Annotated in this window: 19 protein-coding genes; 9 read left to right on the top strand and 10 right to left on the bottom strand. The window is 40.3% G+C overall.

Annotation, left to right across the window (positions count from 1 at the left end; translation table 11 throughout):
- Positions 1 to 185: 185 nt before the first annotated feature.
- Together U5921_RS07090 and U5921_RS07085 are read right to left on the bottom strand one after the other, a co-directional pair.
- Positions 186 to 2,552, bottom strand: coding sequence for an S-layer homology domain-containing protein (locus tag U5921_RS07090; RefSeq protein WP_324825769.1), 2,367 nt, complete (start codon positions 2,550 to 2,552; stop codon positions 186 to 188).
- 253 nt (positions 2,553 to 2,805) lie between these two features.
- Positions 2,806 to 3,081, bottom strand: a complete 276-nt coding sequence (locus U5921_RS07085; protein ID WP_324825768.1) for a hypothetical protein — start codon at positions 3,079 to 3,081, stop codon at positions 2,806 to 2,808.
- Positions 3,082 to 3,449: 368 nt separating this feature from the next.
- Here U5921_RS07085 and U5921_RS07080 point away from each other — a divergent pair, with 368 nt between their 5' ends.
- The 4 genes from U5921_RS07080 (at position 3,450) to U5921_RS07065 (ending at position 7,352) form a co-directional block, all read left to right on the top strand.
- Complete coding sequence (locus tag U5921_RS07080; protein ID WP_324825767.1) at positions 3,450 to 4,961, top strand: DUF1846 domain-containing protein; 1,512 nt, start codon at positions 3,450 to 3,452, stop codon at positions 4,959 to 4,961.
- A complete protein-coding gene (gene sigI, locus U5921_RS07075; RefSeq protein WP_324825766.1) occupies positions 4,961 to 5,674 on the top strand; it encodes an RNA polymerase sigma-I factor in 714 nt (237 codons plus the stop codon). Before U5921_RS07080 ends, sigI begins: the two co-directional genes overlap by 1 nt.
- Complete coding sequence (locus tag U5921_RS07070) at positions 5,671 to 6,918, top strand: anti-sigma factor domain-containing protein (RefSeq protein WP_324825765.1); 1,248 nt, start codon at positions 5,671 to 5,673, stop codon at positions 6,916 to 6,918. Before sigI ends, U5921_RS07070 begins: the two co-directional genes overlap by 4 nt.
- 131 nt (positions 6,919 to 7,049) lie before the next feature.
- Entirely contained in the window at positions 7,050 to 7,352 is a 303-nt protein-coding gene (locus U5921_RS07065; protein ID WP_324825763.1) for a hypothetical protein, read from the top strand.
- Between the two features lie 4 nt (positions 7,353 to 7,356).
- Here U5921_RS07065 and U5921_RS07060 read toward each other — a convergent pair whose 3' ends face one another.
- Complete coding sequence (locus tag U5921_RS07060) at positions 7,357 to 7,929, bottom strand: TetR/AcrR family transcriptional regulator C-terminal domain-containing protein (RefSeq protein WP_324825762.1); 573 nt, start codon at positions 7,927 to 7,929, stop codon at positions 7,357 to 7,359.
- Positions 7,930 to 8,137: 208 nt separating this feature from the next.
- Between U5921_RS07060 and U5921_RS07055 the strand changes: the two genes are divergently transcribed.
- The 4 genes from U5921_RS07055 to U5921_RS07040 all read left to right on the top strand — a co-directional run bounded on the left by U5921_RS07055 (position 8,138) and on the right by U5921_RS07040 (position 12,783).
- Positions 8,138 to 9,145 (top strand): HlyD family secretion protein, encoded by a 1,008-nt coding sequence (locus tag U5921_RS07055; protein ID WP_324825761.1) that lies wholly within the window; start codon positions 8,138 to 8,140, stop codon positions 9,143 to 9,145.
- The gene (locus U5921_RS07050; RefSeq protein ID WP_324825760.1) at positions 9,142 to 10,281 is read left to right on the top strand and encodes an ABC transporter permease; all 1,140 of its coding nucleotides are present in this window, start codon (positions 9,142 to 9,144) and stop codon (positions 10,279 to 10,281) included. The genes U5921_RS07055 and U5921_RS07050 overlap by 4 nt, the downstream gene beginning before the upstream one ends.
- Positions 10,262 to 11,431 (top strand): ABC transporter permease, encoded by a 1,170-nt coding sequence (locus U5921_RS07045; protein WP_324825759.1) that lies wholly within the window; start codon positions 10,262 to 10,264, stop codon positions 11,429 to 11,431. The genes U5921_RS07050 and U5921_RS07045 overlap by 20 nt, the downstream gene beginning before the upstream one ends.
- Positions 11,432 to 11,499: 68 nt before the next feature.
- Positions 11,500 to 12,783 carry a TolC family protein gene (locus tag U5921_RS07040; RefSeq protein ID WP_324825757.1) on the top strand — a complete coding sequence of 428 codons (1,284 nt, stop codon included), beginning with the start codon at positions 11,500 to 11,502 and terminating at the stop codon, positions 12,781 to 12,783.
- A 316-nt stretch (positions 12,784 to 13,099) separates the two neighbouring features.
- Here the strand turns inward: U5921_RS07040 and U5921_RS07035 are convergent, their stop codons facing one another.
- The 6 genes from U5921_RS07035 to U5921_RS07010 form a co-directional block, all read right to left on the bottom strand.
- On the bottom strand, positions 13,100 to 14,590 hold the full coding sequence (locus U5921_RS07035; protein ID WP_324825755.1) for a S41 family peptidase: 1,491 nt from the start codon (positions 14,588 to 14,590) through the stop codon (positions 13,100 to 13,102).
- Positions 14,591 to 14,656: 66 nt separating this feature from the next.
- A complete protein-coding gene (locus tag U5921_RS07030) occupies positions 14,657 to 15,073 on the bottom strand; it encodes a DUF1934 domain-containing protein (RefSeq protein WP_324825754.1) in 417 nt (138 codons plus the stop codon).
- Positions 15,054 to 16,130: a D-alanine--D-alanine ligase family protein gene (locus U5921_RS07025; RefSeq protein WP_324825753.1), complete on the bottom strand. Its 1,077-nt coding sequence runs from the start codon at positions 16,128 to 16,130 to the stop codon at positions 15,054 to 15,056. The genes U5921_RS07030 and U5921_RS07025 overlap by 20 nt, the downstream gene beginning before the upstream one ends.
- 200 nt (positions 16,131 to 16,330) lie before the next feature.
- Positions 16,331 to 17,254 (bottom strand): Hsp33 family molecular chaperone HslO, encoded by a 924-nt coding sequence (hslO, locus tag U5921_RS07020; protein ID WP_324825752.1) that lies wholly within the window; start codon positions 17,252 to 17,254, stop codon positions 16,331 to 16,333.
- A gap of 37 nt (positions 17,255 to 17,291) precedes the next feature.
- Entirely contained in the window at positions 17,292 to 19,151 is a 1,860-nt protein-coding gene (locus U5921_RS07015) for a phospho-sugar mutase (protein ID WP_324825751.1), read from the bottom strand.
- Positions 19,152 to 19,448: 297 nt separating this feature from the next.
- Positions 19,449 to 20,537 carry a P1 family peptidase gene (locus tag U5921_RS07010; RefSeq protein ID WP_324825750.1) on the bottom strand — a complete coding sequence of 363 codons (1,089 nt, stop codon included), beginning with the start codon at positions 20,535 to 20,537 and terminating at the stop codon, positions 19,449 to 19,451.
- 222 nt (positions 20,538 to 20,759) lie between these two features.
- Here U5921_RS07010 and U5921_RS07005 point away from each other — a divergent pair, with 222 nt between their 5' ends.
- A complete protein-coding gene (locus U5921_RS07005; RefSeq protein ID WP_324825749.1) occupies positions 20,760 to 22,244 on the top strand; it encodes a VanZ family protein in 1,485 nt (494 codons plus the stop codon).
- On the opposite strand, the gene dapF is transcribed toward U5921_RS07005, so the two are convergent.
- Positions 22,245 to 23,084: a diaminopimelate epimerase gene (gene dapF / locus U5921_RS07000; RefSeq protein ID WP_324825748.1), complete on the bottom strand. Its 840-nt coding sequence runs from the start codon at positions 23,082 to 23,084 to the stop codon at positions 22,245 to 22,247.
- Positions 23,085 to 23,091 lie beyond the last annotated feature (7 nt).

The following is a 23,091-nucleotide window of genomic DNA, read 5'->3' as shown; positions in this document are numbered from 1 at the left end:
AATGGGGCAATTGTAATATTACTGTAATAAAATTATCAACTTTTTTTTCACCAAATTTCGTTATTTTTTTCTAAGCTTTACAGGTATTTTCGTATCTATTATTATACTGTTCTCTTAAAAAATGTCCATTACAATGATATTACAAAAAGGTTATGCTTTTACGTCAATCATTACCTAAATACAGTTTAATCCTGCATCTCTGCCAGCTGCGGATATTGATTTCTTCCCTTTTCCCAAATTGCCTTGCCATCGCTTCCTCTATAAGTATTCATCATATCCAAAACTAACTCATATCCGTTTACGGTCCGGAACGTTACCTTCCCGGAAAGCTGATCTTCAGTAAGCATGTATACATCTTCCAATCCGGACGTGTTTTGGTTGATCCCAACATCTTTATCGGCAGTGTCCTCCAACCAAAAACAGCTGGTCAGAGAGCCTAGATTTCTTCCGGCAATGCTTCCCCCTTCTCCATCTTCTGATACAGCTCCGCAATTATACACATTTAAAACACGTCCCATGTTTTTGCCGATGATACCACCGGCAACACCATTGCTGTAAATCTTTCCCTCATTGTAGCTATTACTGAGCAGGGTAGAAGATTCTCCCGCAATCCCACCGATATTTCCCGCTTCGCTGTTTTTCCCGATTGTACCTGTATTAAAGCACTTTGTTACCTTAGATTTTTCTTGCTGTTGAAATCCAATAATCCCTCCAATCAGATTATTGCCATCTACTCTTCCCTCATTTTTGCAAAGCTGAACCGTTCCTTCGTTGGCACCGACAATACCGCCAACATTTGCACCTTCCACTTCCCCCTCATTCAGGCAAGCATCAATGGTACTTGGATTCCCTTTCACATAGCCTGCAATCCCACCGCTAAGTGACTTCCCTTTCACCGTTCCCTTATTGGTACAATTATGTAAAGTAATACTTGCACGATTCCCGTCGATTAATCCGGCAATCCCTCCCGTATTTCCTTTTTCTCCTTCCACAGTCCCATAATTTCCGGAATCCTGAAGCGCATAATTCACGACAGCAAGATCTTCTCCATCGACAAAACCTGCAATTCCTCCCACATTTTGACTGCCGCTGACCTTTCCTCGATGTTCGCACTTGCTGATTGTCTGTACGCCTGCATGATAGTATCCTACAATTCCTCCGGTGCAGGTGTCCGTGCTCTCTACTTTTGCATAACTCGTGCAGCTGATTAAGTTACCTGTGCTGTATCCTGCAATCCCTCCCGCATTCTTTCCTTCTTCAATATAAGTTGAGCTTTCGGCACTGCAATTTGAAATCGTTCCTGCAGCATGACCGGCAATCGCTCCTGTGTAAAGCCCGTCTTTATTTTTTATTTCACTGTCAGAAACCCGGACATTTTGAATTCGGCTGGATGTAGCTGTCCATCCGAACAGCCCTGCCGCATCTGCTTTCACTTTTTCAGCTCTTCCGTCATTCTCCGAATTACTGTCAATCTTCAAACCAGAGATCGTAAAGTGATTCCCATCAAAATTCCCAAGAAACGGTTTTTCATTCGTTCCAATCGGCTGCCAATTTCCGCTCCGCCAGTCCGCCGCGATCTCGCCTATAGGTGGTGCACTCATCGCAAAATCAGATGATATTTCAATGTTTTGTGTCAGCTTAAAATAAATTCCCGCTTGGTTATGTTCTCTTATATGGTTTAGCTGCTCCTGTGTTGTGATCTCATACGGAGAACTTTCCGTCCCATTCCCTTGCTTAAAAACTCCCTCCGGAAGATCATCCAATGCTTCTTGACTGGCATCCGCCCCGTTTACTGTTTGCGGCAAATGGGATTTCATACAGCCGCCGATAATAGTAGGTTGCTGCGTTGCTTTCGAGTTATCTTCTCCGCTTTGCCCTTTTCCCACAATTACAGCTTCCTTTTTCTTAATTTGTAAAAGGAGTTGTACAGCCTCTGCTCTCGTTATTGCATTCGTTGGTCGAAAATTCCCCTCGGAATCTCCCTTCATATACCCTTTTTTAAACATCAAGTCTACTGCGTCGTGAGCCCATTCATCAATCAACGCTTTATCTTTTACGGTATCCACGCCGGATTGAGTCCCAGCATCGCTAGAAGACAAGACCGTAGATGCCACTTGTGCAGCCTCTTGTCTGGTCATCATTCTCCCAATTCCAAATGTGCCATCCGGATAACCGTTTGTCATACCGCCTGCAACGGCAGTTTTCACTGTTGCCACGTACCATTCAATCGGGTCGACATCAGTAAAGCTTATCTGTGTATGTGCAATATCCGGCTTCTGTGTTAGTATATTGCTCACCAAAGTATAGAATTCTTCTCGTTTAATTAGGTTGTCCGGCAAAAAAGTCCCATCGGGATAGCCCCCCACAATATTAAGCTGTACGGCTTGTTCAATCGTGTTTTTTGCCCAATGTCCGGAAATGTCGGAAAAGATCGCATTCTTTTCCGTGCTCCCTGTCGTATTCGTCACAGTTTGTGCACTTGCGGTTATGCCACCCATTCCAAACACTAAGACCGCCGAAAGTAAAATCGCTGTCATTTTTCTTAAGTTCATTTTTCTGATTCCCCCTTACTTGATCTACATTTCTGCAAAACTCTACATTTATATATACCTATAAAATATGCACATCTCATATGTGCGAAAACTTCTCTCGCAGTTGCCTTCCTTAAATCATTATAACCTGTTTTTGAAATCAGTGTAAAGGGTAAGTCGCTTTTCATCAATTTTCTGAAAAATAAAAAACCATATTTACTTTAAGAACCTCCATGAAATGAAATGGGCTCTCAATTGTAAATATGGTCTAATATCAGTTTGTAATAGGGATCACAGCACGCTGTTCAATGATATAACACAGGCGTTCGAATTCCTCAAACTTCAATGCATTTTTTTCATCATCCTGAATCATATAGATGCTTTCGCTATGCTCATTCATAAATTTTACAATATCTTGAAAGGATGAAAAGGGCTCAATATAAATAACATCTCTAGGACCGATCACACACACATCTATTCGTTCCGGGCTCAATGATGTCGTATTATTTCGTTTTTCCATAACCTTCACTAAGCTATACTTCCCGGACATGATCTCACCTCCAATATAAATGATTTCATTCAAACAATTTTTATAAAATTTTCAAATTTATCTGATAAAAAATAGGAAGACTAAAAATCTAAAATCGTAAACCAGTCAAACTAAATTTATGCGATTGTTTGCTTTATTATTATACCCGTTCTTTTCTTTCATGTACCAAAAAAGAAAATTATTTTTAATTATTTTTCTTTTTAAAAGAGCTTCTCTTTTTATTGATGCCTCTTTACTTTTCTGCTATAATTGCAATATTGTTTGAATGCATTCAAGCAAGATATAAATATAAAAAACACTCAAATTGTTTTATGTTGCGTGACAAGCCTAAAACAATTTATTTCATTGTGTACGAAATGGGGGCAAATATGAAAATCGGTTTCGATGCAGACAAGTACATTGAAGAACAAGCAAAATACATTTTAGAACGAATCAACTCCAATGAGGGAGAACGGCTTTATCTTGAATTTGGCGGTAAATTGGTTCACGACAAACACGCAATGCGTGTACTGCCAGGCTTTGATGAAAATGCAAAAATCAAGCTCTTACAAAGAATGAAGGAGCATGCGGAAATAATCATCTGTGTTTATGCCGGTGATATTACAACGAATAAAACGCGTCAAGATTTTGGCATTACTTATGATTTAGAGGTTCTGCGTCTAATCGATACATTTCGGAAATATCAGCTGCGCATCAACAGCGTTGTGGTAACCCGCTATCAGGATGAGCCGGCTGTCAATATATTTATCAACAAATTAAAACGCCGTGGAATCAAAACATACCAACATGGATATACAAAAGGATATCCAACAGACGTTGACACAATTGTAAGCGATGAAGGCTATGGTTCTAATCCATACATCGAGGTTACAAAACCGATCGTCGTAGTAAACGGTCCGGGACCGGGAAGCGGAAAGCTTGCTACTTGTTTGAATCAGCTTTATCACGAGCATAAGAGACACCGAAAGGTTCGTTACGCAAAATTTGAAACCTTCCCTATTTGGAATATCCCGCTAAAGCATCCGGTAAATATCGCGTATGAAGCTGCGACTGTAGATTTACGTGACGTCAATATGATCGACTCCTTCCACTTGGAAGCATATAATCAAATGGCAGTAAACTATAACCGTGACCTAGAAGTCTTCCCTGTTGTAAAAAGAATCATTGAAAAAATTACGAATGAATCTTCCGAGTATAAGTCTCCTACCGATATGGGCGTAAACCGCGTCGGTTTTTGCATCACAGACGATGAAGTTGTTCGAGAAGCTTCCTGCCAAGAAATTATTCGCCGATACCTGCTTTCTCAATGTGATTATAAAAAAGGAATCATAGACGAAGATGCCCTTCTCCGTTCTAAGCTTTTAATGGACGAGCTGAATCTTAAGGTAGAAGACCGCACTGTCGTCAAACCGGCAAAAGATTACGCCGAATACAAACGTAATTTGGACCAAAAATACGAAAATGTAATTGTCATGGCAATTGAGCTTCCCGATGGCAAGATTATAACCGGCAGAAGCTCCAGAAGAATGGTCGCCGGTGCCGCATTAATCTTAAATGCAATCAAAGATCTCTCTCGTTTTCCCGACGATATGCTATTGATTTCTCCGGAAGTACTTCAAACCATTCAATATCTGAAAACAGACATCCTTCATAAGGAAAAATCCACTCTGAACTGCGAAGAAGTGCTGAGTGCTTTAACGATATCGGCAACTACCAATCCATCCGCAAAGGCCGCAGTGGAAAAACTGCCAATGTTAAAGGGCTGCAAAGCACACTGCACCGCTATATTAAGCGATGTAGACGACCAAATCTTCCGAGACTTGGGCATTGATGCTACTAGCGAGCCGGAACATTCTACCAACAACTTGTATTTGGGTTGATGAACGACTTAAACACACGCATAGAAGAAGCAGCGGCCGATACTCAAAAAATGGAAGAGCTTATTATAAGATACGAACCTTTTATTCTAAACTGTGCATCCTCTGTCACCCATAAATACATTACAAAAAGTGATGATGAGTGGTCGATTGCACTGCTTGCTTTCTCGCAGGCAGTGCATCATTATCATGCGGAAAAAGGTTCCTTCCTTTCTTTTTCTTCACTTGTTATACGGCGACGCTTAACCGACTATCTGCGCAGCGAAACACGCCGGAAATCTGAAATTCTAGCCGAGCCAGCCCTCTTCTATTCCGGAGTATCTGACCATTCATTCGCATTGCAAAAAGAAATTATAAATAAAACAAAAGAATCGGAGCAGTCTGAATTAAAATTAGAAATTGAAACGGTTAATGAAAGTTTCTCATCTTACGGTTTTTGCTTTTTTGACCTTGCGGCTTGTTCACCAAAAGCAGAAAAAACAAAAAAATCATGTGCAAAAGCGGTATGCTACGTATTAAAGAACGAATTTCTATTACATCATTTGCAAGAATCCAAGCTGCTTCCTATTAAAATAATAGAAAAAAATATAAATGTACCCCGAAAAATATTGGAACGTCACCGAAAGTATATAATAGCAGCCATCGAGATACTATCCGGAGAGTATCCCGGTCTGGCCGATTATATGCGGTTTATCAGAGAGGAGTTAAACAAATGAAAGCAGTGGTAACAGAAATAAAAGGTTCATTTGCCGCGCTCTTATCTGATGATGGTCGCATGATCAAAGTAAAAAACAAAAATTATGCGATTGGACAGGTGATTATAATGAAAGAAACAAGATTGAAAGTAAAACACAAGCTACTTCCATGGGCAGCTGCTGTATTTGCAGTCTTTGCCATCAGCGGTGCCGGCGCCTATGCGTACTGCTCGCCTTATTCCTACGTTAGTCTTGACGTGAATCCATCTATTGAATACACACTAAATCGATTTGATCGTATTCTCGATGTAAAAGCAATGAATGACGACGGGCAAGACATTTTAGAAGAAATGAACTTTAAAAATATGGAAAATCACACCATAGAAAAAGCGATTGCTCAGACAATAAAGGAAATTTCAAAAAATGGCTATTTTGATGGGAGTGAAGAAGGAGGTATCGTCATTGCCACCTTTGGAAAAAATGAAAAAAAATCGAACAAACTAGCAGATACGTTACAGGAAACCGCTCAAGAAGCTGCCGATGAAGAAAATGGCGAAATCGCTGTGGAGTCTTCCAGTGTCGGACTGAATCGTGTAAAAAAAGCACGTGAATTAGGTGTAACGCCCGGAAAGCTGAACCTTGTAGAAAAATTACAGGCCAGCGCAGAAAATCCGGATGAAGTAAACTTGGAAGACTGGCTCAATCAGCCGGTTAAAGAAATTATGAAAGAAATGAAAGAAAATCGGAAAGCTTCACAACGCATCGATGAAGAAGAAGATCTACAACAGGAAGATCCTGCCGATGAAACAACTTCCAGCTCAAATACATCAAATACAAATAAGACAACTATAACAAACGCACAACAAAAAACACAAACAAAGGCGGAAGTAAAAGCAGAACAGAAAACACAAAAGAAAGCGGAGCAGCAGAAAGAAGTAAAAGCAAGCGTACAGCAGAAACCGCAAGAAAAAGTAGAACAAAAGGCAACTGAAGAAGTGCAAGCAAATACACAAGAAAAAATACAAGAAAACGAAGAAAAAGAAGTACAGCAAGAAATACAAAAGAATGTGCAAGAAAAGGAAGAAAAAACAAGCGAACAATCCGGCAATAATTCTAAAAAAATGACGGAAGAATCGTTGGAAAATGAAGCCGATGCGCAGCAAGAACAAGCAGCGGCTGAGGCAGAAAGAGACTCTAAAAATACCGGAAACAGTTCTTCAAACTATTCTTCCAAATCAAGCAATTCCAAAAGCAAAAAGAACTAATATAAATTTTATACAAAATAACATATTTGTATAAAATTCATACAACCCACTCAAATTATCTATTTTGAGTGGGTTGTTTTTTTACTATACTAAAATCTGAAAATAAAACAAGAAAGGATGCTAAAAACGATATGGTAAACGGCACCTATAAAATCACACTCCAAAGCCCTTTAGGTCCCAGGCATGGTACGCTTACACTTTTGCAGTGTGATTCCAGCTTATCCGGAAGCGTTGATATGCTTTCCTCCCACACAGTCTTTGAAAATGGCAGTGTACACGATAACCATTTTTCATTTACAACAGAAATGCATACCCTGCTCGGGAATAAATTGATCACGGTTACCGGGCTTTCAGAAGGCGATGCGCTTGTCGGGTTCTTATCCCTTTCTTTAAAGAAATTTCCGTTTACCGGAGAACGTTGCAGTTTGGAATAACTATTTACATTTCGGAAAACCGTTCCATGGCACTTCGGATATTGTTGCTGATTGTAATCGAAATCATTTCAATCAGTTCTTCCGCAGTCAGCTTTATTTCGCCCTTCATCCAACTGATCAATACCGCAGCAAAAGAAACGGTATAAAAATGTGCTAAAAAATCCTTATATTTTTCTTGTAAGATTAAATCGGAAGCACCTTCGTCAATTACACTTCGAAGAATGCTGTATATGTCTTTATAAAAAAAGGATTCTAAGTGCGAACGCCCCAATGAATGCAAAGCACTGGTACAAACTTCCCAATTCTGCTCAATATATTTCAGCAGATAAAGACAGCTGTCTTCCCAAGTTAAGAAGGTCATGTTTTCTTTTAAGAGACGAATTGCTTCTTGCTCAAACATCCATTCAACTAAGTCATAGATGTCTTTAAAATGATAATAAAAGGTTTGCCGGTTCAATCCGCTGTCTTCAACAATTTCACGAATGCTGATCTTATTCAGCGGCTTTTGCTTCATCATTTTCTTTAAAGATTCGGACAGCGCTTTTTTTGTCCTGCCGCTGGCGCCTGAATGTGCCATAATGCCCTCCTTATTCTTAATTTTTTTCTTATTGGCATTATAACACTTCTTTAGACAAATTACAAAATATGTCCAAATTTTATACAATCGTGTATGGATTATCTATTTTAAATTGCCTTAAAATTTCGTAGGATAATATAGAAAAGGCAACCGCTTTTCTATAACTGTAAATTAAAAATTCACATAACACATAAAAGGAGAAACGCAAATGGACACTTGTTCAAAACAACCACAAATAAAAAGTAAGAAGAGCCTAATTCAGACCATCATCCTGATTGGTATTGCTGCTCTTATCGTTTTCGTATTTTTCACAGTCACTTCCACAACAAAAGCAAAAGAAAAAGCTGCTGTGCTTCAAATACAAGGAAGTATTAAACTTGAAGAAGTTACTTTAAATTCAAAAATAGCCGGAAATATTGAAAAAGTAATTGTATCTGAAGGAGATATCGTAAAAAAAGGAGACCCCCTTCTACAGATTGACAGTTCCGCATTGGAAGCAAAAAAATTACAGGCAGAAGGTGCTGTCGCCGCTGCAAAGGCAACGGCAGAAAAAGCTGCAAACGGCGCAAGAAACCAAGAGGTTATTCAAGCAAAAGCAGCGTTTGATTATGCTCAAAAAACGTATGACCGTGTAAAATCGCTGTATGAAGAAGGAGCGGTTTCGGCAAATACTTATGATGAAACCTATGCAAAGTATACTGCTGCACAACAGACTTACAACATGGCTTTAGAAGGAGCTCGTTCCGAAGATGTCTCCGCTGCAAATGCTTTAGTCGCCCAAGCAGAAGGTGCCTTAGCTGAAGTCAACTCATATTTAGAAGACTGCATCATTAAAGCACCTGATGACGGCACAATTACTGCTATTAATGTGGAGTCCGGCGAACTCGTTTCAACCGGCATGGCACTTGCTTCTCTATCCAGTAACAAGACCCCTTGGATTGAAGTCAGCGTAGAAGAGAACTTATTATCCAATGTTTCTTTAAACCAAGAAGTTCCCGTCACGTTAACTGCATATCCAGATAAAACATTTATCGGACAGGTCACTAAAATCAGCCAGCAGCCGGACTTTGCCACAAAACGAGCAACCAATAACAATGGAGAATTTGACATACTGTCTTACCGTGTAACCGTCACTCTTGACAATCTGGATGTCGATGTATTTGCCGGCATGACTGCGGTTGTTGATTTTTCCAAGAAAGCCGGTAATGCACAATGATTTCTTTGTTTCAGTCAATCTCAGACCGTCTTTATCAATTTAAACTGCGGCATACGAAACTGATCATGACTTTACTGATTTTTCTTATTGTTCCTACTGTTACAGGGATAGCTTTGGGTTATGAGATGGGATATAACCGGATTGAGTCCATTCCGATTATGATTGCTGACTACGATCGTTCCGATTTCAGCAGAACACTTTTGGAATACATTACGGACAGTGAAATCCTTACAATCAAGGACTATGCCAAAAGCAACGAACAAGTAAAAGAGGCTTTGGACTCGGGCGAAGTAATGGCTGCTTTAATCATTCCGGAAGCATTCAACAAAAACTTATTAAAAGGAAATGGTCCAACAGTTGAAGTGCTTTATGATGGCTCACAGATGACAGTTGCCAGTTCTGCAAAGTCTGCTTTGTCTGAAATTTTATTGACGGTCAAAGCGGGTTATATGAAGAATATTTATCAGGGAAAGCTCTCTGTCGTTGAATCCGAATCCATGAAACAAATACAGCCAATCGGCGCAACCTACCGTGCCTTATTCAACCCAACGAAAAATTACAGAAACTTTTTACTGCCCGGTATGCTGGCTGCATTAATGCAGGTAGGCTTCGGTATCATCGGTTTATCCCGCTCAAAAGAAGAACGCTGCGGCTTTTTTAAATCAGTAAGTAAAATTATCGGCTGGGGCTGTGCCGGCGCTGCAAGTATGCTTCTTTGTCTGGGAATACAATATGTATTTTTTGGTCTTCCGTATCGCGGCAGCTTATTGGCAGGACTTCTCATGACCTGTTTTTTTGCCATTGCAATGACAGCATTTGGCTTTGTCATGGGCCGTATCGTACCGGATCGGGTGTTTGCAACGCAGCTTACCTGCGTACTAATCTTGCCGACAAGCATTCTAAGCGGGTATACGTTCCCTGTGATTGCTATGCCTCAGCTTTTACAAAAGCTTAGTGTTATTTGGCCTTTGACTTATTATGGAGATGGTATCCGAAGTCTTTGCCTGAAAGAAATCGGTCTGTCCTATTTTATACCTCATCTAACCGCTTTAGGTACGATCATTGCGGTAGAACTTTTATTTTTAGCTTGTGTCGTATTTGTGGAGAAAAGATACTATGATTACCAACTTTCATAATGCATTTATCAAGGTAAAGAATATATTGGTAGTCCTTGCTCTACCGATTCTCTTTACACTATTATTTGGCTATGTCTATCGTGAAGTTTACGTCGACAAGATCCCTTTCGCCGTTTTAGATTTGGATGAAACTTCAACATCACGTATGATTTCTGATCAGTTTTCGGAGCATGAGGGCTTAAATGTCCTTGGCAATGTAAGCACGCAAGAAGAGTTAAAGGATCTGATCTTATCGAATCAAGTTTATGGTGGTGTAATTATTCCAGATCATTTCGAAAAAGATATTAAGGCGAAGCAGGCTCCTTCTTTACTCGTCTTAATGGACGGGAGCAATCTCGTTATCGGCAACAATCTTCAGGCTTATGCAACGACAATTGTCAATACACTGGACATCGGTGTACAGCTTAACATCCTAGAAGGAGGTAACATTGTTCCCTATGATGCAAAGCAGTATTTAACGGCACTTTCCTTTACCAGCCGAATGCTCTATGACCCGCAAATGGGCTATTTTTTATACGTGTTTGCAGGTATATTGGGGATACTCATTCAGCAGACTTATCTGAGTGTAATCTGTTCACACTTATTACAATTAAAAAATGATTTAGCAGAAAAACAAGGGTCTATCTCGTTTCCAAATTTCACAATCGTTCAAAAAATCATACGGCTCATTTGCTTTAGCACCGTATCATTCTTTCTTTGCCTGTTAATCGCAAATAAAGGATTTGGCTATCCGCTTCGAGGTGATACCTTGTCTCTGCTTGCAATCGTAATCGTACTTTTAATCGGTGTGACTGCAATGGCAATTCTTATCACTTCCTTCTTTGACGATGAAGCGCATTGTGCACAATTCTGTATGTTCTTATCGATTCCGACCCTTTTAACGTCTGGATATATCTGGCCGGAATTCATGATGGCACCACACTTTGCCGCCATCATAAAATGCGTATGGCCGCTTTACTATTTCGCTAATCCGCTGCGTACGATTTGTTTAAAAGCTGCAAGCTTCCATGATATCCTTCCTTATTTAAATGGAGGTATCCTTTTCGCAGCTGCCTGGCTTACCATCTCTATCCTGCTTTTCAGACACCGGGTACGGCTGATGCGAAAAAACCATTTATCTAGACTTGACATTTGTAAAAATGAACTTTAATATATTAATTAAGTTTTCCGACTCTCGGGTCGGAAATAATAGCCAGCATAGAAAAGAGGAAAATGAAAATGAAAAAAAAATATATTTGCGCATTGCTGATTTCTTCCATGCTTCTCGGCAGCAGCACTTTCATCTTTGCCGCTGATGCAAAAGAAACAACAATTGTTGCAGAGGCAACTGCCGACAAGACTTCAAGCAGCTCTAAAGAAGAAAATTCCTCAGCGAGCACCGTTCCAATTCAAAGCAAGCTGTCTCTGAGTGAAGCCATTAAAATTATGCAGACGACGGGAACCAGTGCGGAAACGGCTGAATTAAACCGTCAATCGGATGAATCGATTGCAAAGGGGTACGCCGAATCCGTCAAAAGCATCAAGGAAGCCTTTGACAGCTTAGATCAGCTTCAATATCTTCTCAATGTCAACTATCCCGGTGTCAGCCGATCCGATTATATGACCGCCAGTTCCAGTGCTGAGGCCGCCGGTGCAACTGCAACCAATGAAAAAATCATGAAGCTTCGCCGCGATTTTGCAAAGGAACAAGGTGAAAATAATTACAAAGCAGAACTGAATTCAATTGAATACACCACTGTTCAAATTTACTCCGGTGTACTCTTAGCACAAGACAATTTAAAAATTACGCAGGATAATTTAAAAGTACAGCAAGAAATTCTAAAAAATACCGAAACGCAATTTAAAGTGGGGATGGTTGCTCAAAAGGATGTTCTCTCTGCTCAATCTGCTGTAGAAAGTGCAAAAAGTGATGTGCAAGCAGCTGAAACAAGCTTAGAAACAGCGAAGATGAAATTTAATTTTCTGCTTGGATATCCGGTAACGGAAAAAATTACCTTTACCGACACTTTAACCGAGCTGCCTGCTCCGACAGCCAGTTTAGATGATTCCATTCAAAGTGCTTTGAAAAATCGGAACGAAATCAAAGGTGCTAACTTTGCAAAAGAAGTACATGCCATTTTATTGGAAAGCTTAGCATACCGCTATCCTAAGAATTCATCGACTTATCTAAAGCAGCAAGTTGCATCCCTTCAAGCAGAAAAGACAGCGAAAGATGCTCCAAACCAAATTGAGATTGATATTCGAACTCAAAAATCGAAACTGGAAGATTTAAAAGTGGCATTGGAGTCTGCAAAATCGACAGAAACTTACGCAAAAGAAGGCTATCGCCTGACAAGCCTATCTTACCAAGCTGGTATGTGCACGCTCTCTGAATTACAGCAGACACAAGTGCTCTCGTACAAAGCAAGCTTAGGCGTAGCTGCGGCAATCAACGATTACAATTTAGCAATTTATCAATTTAAGTATGCCACTAATGTCGGAACCACACGACTTCCGCTGTAACATTAAATGGAACTCGGGACATACAGGGGATACCCCTCTGTAGCTTCTATGGCTTTCCCGATGTTGTAAGAAATATAAAAATTGCAAAGAGCTTTCTCTTAATGATTCATTAAGAGAAAGCTCTTTCTTGTTTGATTCAAAAACAGAGAGCATGCAACAAAAAAGCACCAGGAACATTCAACTGATACAGCCTTCTTATATACAGATAATCTTTATGATTTAAGTGTCTGCAACAAGAAAAATACATCGAGCAGTAATTCATGATGCTTTCCATTTTTAATAATCTGATTTAAAGCCTTGAGTAATCTCTAATCATTTACTTGCTTTTTAGAAGCTCAATCGCCTTATTCAGTTGCAGGTCATCTTTTCCATGAGCCGTCGTCGATGAAACATATTCCAAAACAGCTTGATCCAGTGCAGCAAGAGTCACATAGTCTAATCCGCCATAGGCGTATAGACCTCTTTCTTTCTGAAACTGTTTTATCGCTGTGACAGTTTGCTGATCCATCGTCGCACTTAAAGGAACATCAAATCCCAACACCTCTAATCTCTGCTGTGCGCCGTACACATTTAATCCGACCTGTCCCAAAGACGCCTTTACTTTTTCAATCATCGGAACAAACGCATTGACTTTTGCTTTCAGTTCATCGGACTTCTCTTCATTGCCATTATATACGATATAATCCGGCGTAATTCCGATATGATCAATTGTCTTTTTATCCGGCGTTAAAAAATAGTAGGTAGAGAGCTTAATTTCCGAACCGTTTTTCAGTTCTCCGATCTGCTGTGCAACTCCTTTTCCAAAGGTTTTTGTTCCTACCAAAACAGCCTTTTTGCTATCCTGCAAAGCGCCTGCTAAAATTTCGGAAGCACTTGCTGAATTTTGATTGACTAAAAGTACAATTGGCAGATCAACATGCTCATCAGCTGTTGCCTTTATTATCTCGACGATTTCGCCTTTTTGTTTAAAATACATGATCGGACCATCTTTCATCAGCTGATCTGCAATTTCTACAGTCGGTCCAATCAATCCCCCCAGATTGTTACGAATATCAATAATCAAGGATTTTGCCCCTGCCTTTAAAAGGCGGTCCAAAGCCAATCGGAATTCTTTATGGCAATCACTGTCAAAGCTTGTGATCTGCATATAACCTATATTTCCGTCCAGCATCTTATCCGCGATGCAAAGACTTCCAATCACATCTCGTGTCAGGGCAAAGGTCAGGCTTTTTCCACCACGATCTACCGTGATACTTACCTTTGTTCCCTTCTCTCCACGCATCAATGCAACGATCTCATCTACCGTCTTTGTGGTTACATTCACACCGTCGACCGCAGTTACAATGTCACCTGCTTTTATACCTGCTTCCTTTGCAGGGGAGGCGGAAAAAGTCTGTGTGATGCTGCATTTTCCATCCACATCCTTTACTGCAACGCCAATTCCACTAAATGCACCGTTTACACTTTGTACAAACGCTTTTCCCTCCTGCTCATTTGCATAGTAGACACTATAAGGGTCATTCAATGCCTCAAAAATACCTTCGTACGCCCCATCAATCAGCTCTTTATAAGTAATTTCATCCTTATAATTGTTATGTATGGTTTTGAGCAAGGTTTCCATTGTGGTAAATTCACCCTTCAAATAAGCACTGCTTTGCTTTTCGTTTTCTGTAGCATATACAGAAAACTCAGCTGCTCCCAACATCCCCGGAAAATACATAACAAACGAGAAGGAAGTCAGTATGAGTACCAACGCAACTAATAATGCCAGCACACGTGCTACTTTTTTTGTCCTTTGCGAATGCATTTTTACATCTCCTTTCTATTCTTCCATCTAAAAATTTATTTAAAAATATTTTACGCAAAATAGATTTTATATGATTTCAATATCCAATTTACTTCTGCCCTCAGTCAGTCCCCGTAAGCTGATATGGTAATCTATTTTCAAAGTGCCCTTTCCAAGGTCTCCCTGTAAACAATTTTCAACTTCATTGGTCAATACTTCCATTTCCACTGCACCGAACGGCGTATCATAATACCCTTCAAATCGTTTTCCTTTTTCAAATTCTATGACCGTATCTAAGGGAACGGACTCTCCGTAACGCCGCATTTTAACGGTATCCCCTTTCACCTTTAATGAGGTGGTACAGCCTTCCATTCCGGAAACTTCGCTCTCTTTATATAGCAAATACACAGAGCTTCCTTTTCTATAAAATTTCCCCTCTGTGATAAATTCTAAAACATTCTCTTCCTGTTCACTGGTAATCTGTTTACCAATGATTTTTAACATAATGTCTTTCATATCCTAATGTAATTATCCTTTCAATCAATGTGGAATAAGGTACGCCTACTGCTTCCCATAAGAGAGGAAACATACTGTATTTTGTAAAACCTGGGATTGTATTAATCTCATTCAAATAAATCTTGCCCGTTTTTTTATTGATGAAAAAATCAACTCTTGCAAATCCGCAGCAATCCGTTGCCCGATATGCCTTTTTCGCAATTTCCTGAATGGTTTCAGTCTGCTCTTTTGTAATATCTGCCGGTATACATAGCTTTGATTTTCCCCCGTCAAAGTATTTTGCCCGATAATCGTAAAATTCAGCAGAAGGAATAATTTCACCTACAGCAGCAACTTCCGGATTATGATTTCCGAGTACTCCGGTTTCAATTTCCCTGCATTCTATGTATTCTTCTACAATGATTCTTCGATCATATTTTGCTGCATTAAATAGGGCCTGTTCTAATTCTTTTTTATCCTTTGCCTTCCCGATTCCAACGCTCGATCCCATATTCGCCGGTTTTACAAAGACCGGAAAACCTAATTCATCGGATAATTTTTGAATGATATTATTTTTTTCCTCTTTCAATTCTTCACTGCAGACAATACGATAACAAACCTGCGGCAGACCTTCTTTTGCAAAAATTGCCTTTGCCAATCCCTTATCCATACAAACTGAGGATGCAGCCACACCACATCCACCATATGGTATATTAAGCATTTCAAACAATCCCTGCACCGTACCATCTTCTCCGTATGGGCCATGTAAGATAGGCAATGCAAAGTCAATTTGCTCTTTTAAGGAATCTTTCCCTGTCCCCAAAACGGTAAATCCATAATTCTGCGGATCATTCTCTAATGCAGTTTCAGCGATTTTCTGCCATCCACCATCCTCAATACGGCAAAATGGTCCGTCATATTTTAACCATTTCCCCTGCTTGGTAATGCCTATCATAACAATTTTATACTTTGTCTTATCAATCGCTTTGATGACCGATGCTGCTGACATCAAAGAAACCTCATGTTCCCCGGATCGCCCTCCAAATAAAACGCCTATTGTTGTCATTTTTATATCCTCCAAAGCTTTTCCTGCATTTATCCCTTCTATATTTTTGCATTTTACTATGCGGTAAGCAAACAAATGCATGATTTTAACAAACGCTTTCGTAAGCCAGCTGCTTCTCCAAGTATTTGCGTTCATTATATCGTATCGTGGGAAAAGTGCAATCATGCCTTTTTGTTTCGTTCTCGCTCACTTTTTTTTATTTATTTTTCATCTAATTCTGCAATCAGGCGTTCTAAATGGGATTGATCAAACTGGTATTTTTTTGTACAAAATTGACATACAAGCTCCGCTTGTCCATCTTCTTCCAAGATCGTTTGTAAATCTTTTTTTCCTATGCTCATCAGTACCTGCTCCAAGCGTTCTTCACAGCAGTCACATTCCCAGCTCAGTTCTCTGTATTCCAATGGATTGACTTGAAATTCTTCCGGCAGTTCCGAAAAAATCGTAGTTAACAGCTCCTGTAAGACCGCTTCTTCAGTTTTTCCTGCACCCTTTGCTGTCTGCTCTTCAATGAGCGTACTGATCGGCTTCATTTTATCCAGCATAGTTTCCAATGCGTCTACAGCCTCTTCCTTGCCCTGCGGCAGCATCTGAATCATCAAGCCTCCTGCAGCTGTGATTGCATAATCTTTTCCAATTTTCACACCCAAGGCTACAGAAGATGACTGCTGCTCTGACACAAAGAAATACGCAGTCAGGTCTTCCGCAATTTCTCCTGAAACTAAATCAATTCTTCCGACATACGGTTCCTTTAAACCCAGATCCTTTATTACGGTAAGCGTTCCGATACCGAGTGCTCCTCCAACATCCAGTTTCCCGTTTTCCTTTAACGGCAAATCTAAAAATGGATTGGAAATATAGCCCTTCACTCTTCCATTTCCCTTAGCGGTAGCTAAAATTTCCTTTGCCGGTCCGTCTCCTTTGAATTGAACGGTAACCTTATCCTTTTCATTCTTCATCATCAGTGCCATCATTCCGGTTCCGGTGAGCACTCTTCCCAATGCTGCCGCGGCAAGCGGCGTTGCCTGGTGTATCTTTCTCGCTTCCTCCGCCATGGACGTTGTAATCGCTAAATAAACGCGAAAGGATGCACTTTTATCAATTGCAATCAATGCTTTGCTCATACTGATTCTCCTATTGTTTCCGGTTGATCTAATTACATCAGCCGGATACTCTGTCTAATTTTCTCTGCACTAATTTTGAAACGTCTTCTTTCAAATTCTCCAATCTATGATTCACCTCTGCCGAGTCTTTTCCTTCCACGAAGAAATATATTTTTAATTTCGGCTCGGTCCCGGAAGGTCGAACAACAAAGCAGCTTCCATCTTGTAACGAATACTGCAAGACGTTTGCTTTTGGCAGTTTCGTTTCATCTCTCTCATAATCAATAACCGAAGAAACCAGACTGCCTGCGATAATCGCAGGCGGATTCTTTCGCAATCCCTCCAAAAGCCTCTGCATTTCCTGCATGCAATGTACTCCTTCAAAGGCAAAATCCAAAAGATCATTTTTATAATATCCAAATTGCTGATACAGATCCTGCAGGTGGTCGATTAAAGTTTTTCCTTGTTTTTTATAATACGCCGTCATCTCACAAAGAAGCATGGAACCATTCACTGCATCCTTATCTCGCACATAGCTTCCTGCTAGATAACCATAGCTTTCCTCAAAGCCAAAAACAAAACGGTGTGCTTCCCCTCGATCCTCCAACCATCCAATCTGTTCTCCAATAAATTTAAATCCTGTTAATACCTGAATCAATTCCAGCCCATAATGCGCTGCAAGAACCTCAATCATCCTGCTTGATACAATGGTTTTAATCACAATCGGGCGTTCTGGCAATGGATGAGCAGCTCTCTTTCTACTATTCGCATCTTTACGCATACTGCAAAGATAGTCCAATAGTAAAATACCAATCTCATTTCCGCTCAACAATTGAAATGCATCTTCGCCTACTTCGTCTTGTATGCGTATTGCAGCTGCAACACGGTCACAATCTGGATCTGTAGCCAAAAGCAAATCCGGCTTTTTTACTATGTCCCGGGAAATCGCCTCGGAATTTTCCGATAAACTCTCGTCGGCCTCTCTACAACGCTTTTTGCATAAGGCAAGTCCTTGTTCAAGCGCTTCTATTTTTTCCGGGTTCGGATACGGACAGGTTGGAAAGTTTCCATCCGGATGCTCCTGTTCCGGCACAACTTCGATATCCGTAACTCCGATTTCTCTTAAAATGCGGCGCACCGGACGGTTTCCTGTACCATTCAGCGGTGTATAGACGACTGACAAATCCGAGCAGTCCACACCTGTACTTTCATTCTTGACACATTCCATGTATTTGGTAACTGCTTCATCTGAAATATATTGTATCCGGCCGATCCGCTCTGCCGCCTGCTGCTCAGCAAAGTCGCCCTTGACAGCTTGTACGCCGTAAAAAAGGTCAATCTGATTCATCTGAGCGATTACAGCCTCTGCTTCCTCTAGATTTAATTGGCAGCCTTTTTCATTATATGCCTTATATCCGTTATATTTTGCCGGATTATGGCTCGCTGTTATCATTATCCCCCCGGCACATCCAAAATACCTTACCGCATAAGAGAGTATCGGTGTTGGCATCAATTCTTTAAAAAGAAACACATCAATGTTGTTTGCAGCAAGAACCTGTGCCGCTTTTTCAGCAAACTCTTTTGAATAAATTCGGCTGTCATAGGAAATAGCAGCCTTTGCTTTTCCTTTTATATAAGTTTTACAATTGATATAGTTTGCCAGCCCTTGTGTCACCTTGCCTACGGTATAGATATTCATTCGGTTGGTTCCGGCACCTAAAATACCTCGCAATCCTCCCGTTCCAAACGCAAGTTCCTTATAAAAACGTTCATAAATCTCTTCCAACGCAGTCTCATCAACGTTCTCTTTTTTTATCTCTTGTTCCAAAGAACGCAGCTCTTCACGAAGTGAAGCTTCCAAGTCAGGATACTCCAGCCATCGCTTCATTCTTTGAATGACCTCGGTATATTTCTCCATTTACGTATTCCTTCCTGTTTTTATATGGTTATTTTTTATTTTAAGGTCTTCTGATCTTTAGTCTTCCAAACCTTGCATTTCTCTACATTCTCAAATGATTTATATTATAGTTTACCATACTCTCGGAAATATGGAAACCTACATATCTGAATTACACACACCGTCACAAAAACTTCACGAATCATTGATAAATGGTGATAAATGCCAAAGAGTGCTTTCTAATGGTGGCAATAAATAAAAGCAGGAGTCGAGGGCATAAAAACACCCTCTAATTTTAGGTACAGAGGGTGCTTCTTCCTATTCTTGTATACGATCTAGGTATTCTCTTAATCCTTTTCGAACACTGCCTCGAACACCAACGACGCTTTCCGCGTGATAAAGCGAACTGAGGATTGCTTCTTCACTCGCTTCCGCTGTGGCTCGAAAAACGCTATCCAGATGCTCATCATATATCATCTTCGTTTCCAGAATATCCTTTTCACTATAATGAGGAACTCGGTTCGTTGTGGAAAAAGCAACTGCAATGTCTCCGCTCCCGTTTCCGTAAAAAGAGCCGGTTCTGGCAAGGCCTGCTCCCGCACGCTTTGCCGTCCTTTTCAGCTGGCGCTCGTTTAATGGCAAATCTGTTGCAACTACCATAATGATAGATCCTTGATCCCTCTCTCCTGATTCAAATGCACTCTGGCACTTTTCAGTTTCTTTTTGGGTCTTCTCTTCGTCTTGCATTTGGCGAATGCACTTTCCGACTGGATTTCCCGCAAGAATCAAATCTCCTCGCTCTCCAAAATTAGATAGAACAAGGACTCCGACGGTATAACGCGTTCCATCCATTTGCAGCACTCTAGAAGCAGATCCGATTCCTCCTTTTACACCCAGGCAGCACATTCCCCTCCCGGCTCCAACCGCACCCTCTTCAAAGATAATCGATGCGGATTCCAATGCATCTGTCACATGCTTTTCCTTAATATGAAGACCTCGAATGTCATTCAGTTTTCCGTCATTGCACTCCATGACTAGGGAATTGACTGTTCCCGTACTCACGCCGATGTCTTCGTTTTGCTTCAGCATATATTTAACCAATGCGGTAACTGCGGTTCCGACGCTTAACGTGTTTGTCAAAAGAATCGGTGTTTCAATTGTTCCCAGCTCGTTCAGCTGAATCAATCCCACACTTTTTCCAAAACCATTAATCACACAGCTTCCTGCCATCACCTTTTCTCGAAACAAATTGCCCTCATGCGGTAAAATTGCCGTTACACCGGTCTGTATTTCTCCCTTTGATAAAGTGAGATGTCCAACCTTTACTCCTGGTACATCAGTAATCAGGTTATTTTTGCCCTTTTGCATGTTTCCAATAACAATTCCTGTATTTTTACTCAAACCCATTTTCTTACCTCGTCTTTAAAAAAAATTATAAACCCAGTATAATATACTCTCTGTTTGAACACAACCGTTTGAAATACATGCTTACTTTGCTTCGAAATTGTTTATTAAATTTACAATGACAAATATTATTTATTAAATTTTAATAAATTGGCAAGTTTTTATTAAAGTACATTTTTAATATTTGGGGTACAATAGCAAAGAAAACAAATACGGAGGCTTTTCATGTTTCACTATATATCATACGCTGCAAGCTACTTAATTCCCGGATTCATAGTAACCGGGCTATTTTTAATTTTTTATGAAATTTATTTGCATAAACAGAATCTTGATCGAGATCCAAGCAAGCGATTTTTATTTTTATTACTCGGTGGTTATTTAACCTTCCTATTTTCACTGACTATATCCCCTATTTTTGGCTTTTCTTTTTCTGAAATCGGAACGGATCTCAATTTGGTTCCTTTGGACGTAAAAGATACGATAGCAACAAATCCACTTCAATTTTGGGGTAATATCTTTATATTTGTGCCATTTGGAACGCTCTTAGTTCTTATATCAAAAAAGTGCCGAAATTTATTTCTCACTCTTTTTCTAGGTGCACAACTATCTTTTTTTATTGAATTGATTCAGCTTTTTGAAAAAAGAGGGACGGATATCGATGACATTATTTTAAATGTAATCGGAACATTTTTGGGTTATATTCTCGGACGGATTCTAACGCAGTTTCTACCGAAAAAAACTCACTTAAAACCTAATTCTTTTTTTAAGCGCCCTGACCTTAAAAGCTTTTATATTCTCACGCTGCTTACCGTTACCACAGTTTTTTTCATTGGCTTTACGCAAATAGAAGACAAGCCGCCTTTCAGCAACACACCTGTTGTACAAGAAGCATCGCTGTCTTCCAAGCCATCCTACAGTGAGAATCCAATTCAAACAGAGATTGAAGCGCAAAATGCAATTTTGTGGAACACCAATACCAATACCATTCTATTTGATAAAGCGAGTGAGGATAAAATTGCACCAGCAAGCACCACTAAGATGCTTACTGCACTGACAGCCCTAGATTACAGCAATCTAGAAGACGAAGTGTTAATCGGAGACGAAATTCATTATATATCAGAAGACGCTTCCAGAGCCTGGCTCCTTTCAGGAGACCGCTTGACAATGAGGCAGCTTCTCGTTGCACTGCTTTTACCTTCCGGAAATGACGCTGCCTATTCGGTTGGTGTATACACGGGCAGAAAAATTGCAGGGAATGATTCTCTCTCTATTGATGAAGCACTTTCCGTTTTTATGGAAGCGATGAATCAAAAAGCTGCCCAACTAGGGGCAGCTGATTCCAATTTTATCAGGCCAGACGGTTATGATGCAGCGGATCAGTTCTCCACTGCTCACGATCTGGCGTGCATCGCTATTGAATTTTGTAAATCAAAAGAGCTTCTTGAAATTGCAGGCAGTCACTCTATCTCAAATGTTTGGTGTAATGGCAAGGATGTTACTTACTATAACAGCAACGAACTGATCAATCCGCAAAGTCCCTATTTTGATGCAGATGTCATCGGAATAAAAACAGGAACCAGCGTAGATGCGGGCTATTGTCTCATCTCTGCTGAAATTCGTAACAATGAACAATATATTTGTGTAGTCATGAACAGCACACAGGAAGGCAGGTGGAAGGACAGCTTAGCTCTGCTGCAAGCTACTCCTTGATTATAGAAGAAGGTCTTCGTCAAGGATTTCACCAGCCGCTACGATATTTGTATCTCCTGTTAAATACAGCGACTCGACACATCCATTTTCAATCAGAGCATCCACAAACAATTCTCCGCCGGGTACGGTCAGCTTTATGTTTTTACCGCTTACCTTACCTTGTAATGCCAAAACAGAAACGACAGAGCCTGAACCGGTACCGCAAGCCAAAGTAAAGTCCTCGACACCTCTTTCAAAAGTCTTTTCTAAAATATGGTCTTCCGAAACGATTTTATAAAAATTTACGTTAGCTCCCTTTGGAAACGCACTGTGCCAACGAAGCTGGCTTCCCAATTGAAACAGTTCTTCATGCGGCATTTCTTGAAATGCATCCAATCGAACAACTGCATGGGGCAATCCGGGATTTCCCAGCTCTACATAAGAACATTCATAACGTTTCCCATCTACTTCAACCGGATAGTCCAGCCGAACCACTTCGGGGGTATTCAGCTTTATTTTATAAAACCGTTTGCTTTTCCTCCATGCAAATACATCGCCCGCTTCGGTTTCAATTTTCATGCTTTCACCGGCAAGTTTACTTTCATAAGCATACCGTGCAATACAACGTGCACCGTTTCCACACATTTCAGCAACACTTCCGTCTGCATTATAAAAACGCATTTTGAAATCGCCGCCTGCCGTTGGCTGATCCACGACCATAAGTGCATTTCCTCCAATGGACAAGCCTCTCTGGCAGAGGCGTCTAGCCATTTGCGGAAACTTTTCCAGCGGAAGCTTTAATTCTATGTTATTCATAACAATAAAATCATTTCCTGCACCCTGCATTTTTGTAAATTGCATACCTAAA

The organism is Sinanaerobacter sp. ZZT-01, from assembly GCF_035621135.1.
Lineage (GTDB): Bacteria > Bacillota > Clostridia > Peptostreptococcales > Anaerovoracaceae > IOR16.
The sequence above is the reverse complement of the archived record's forward strand: the minus strand, read 5'-3'. Positions and strand labels throughout refer to the sequence as shown.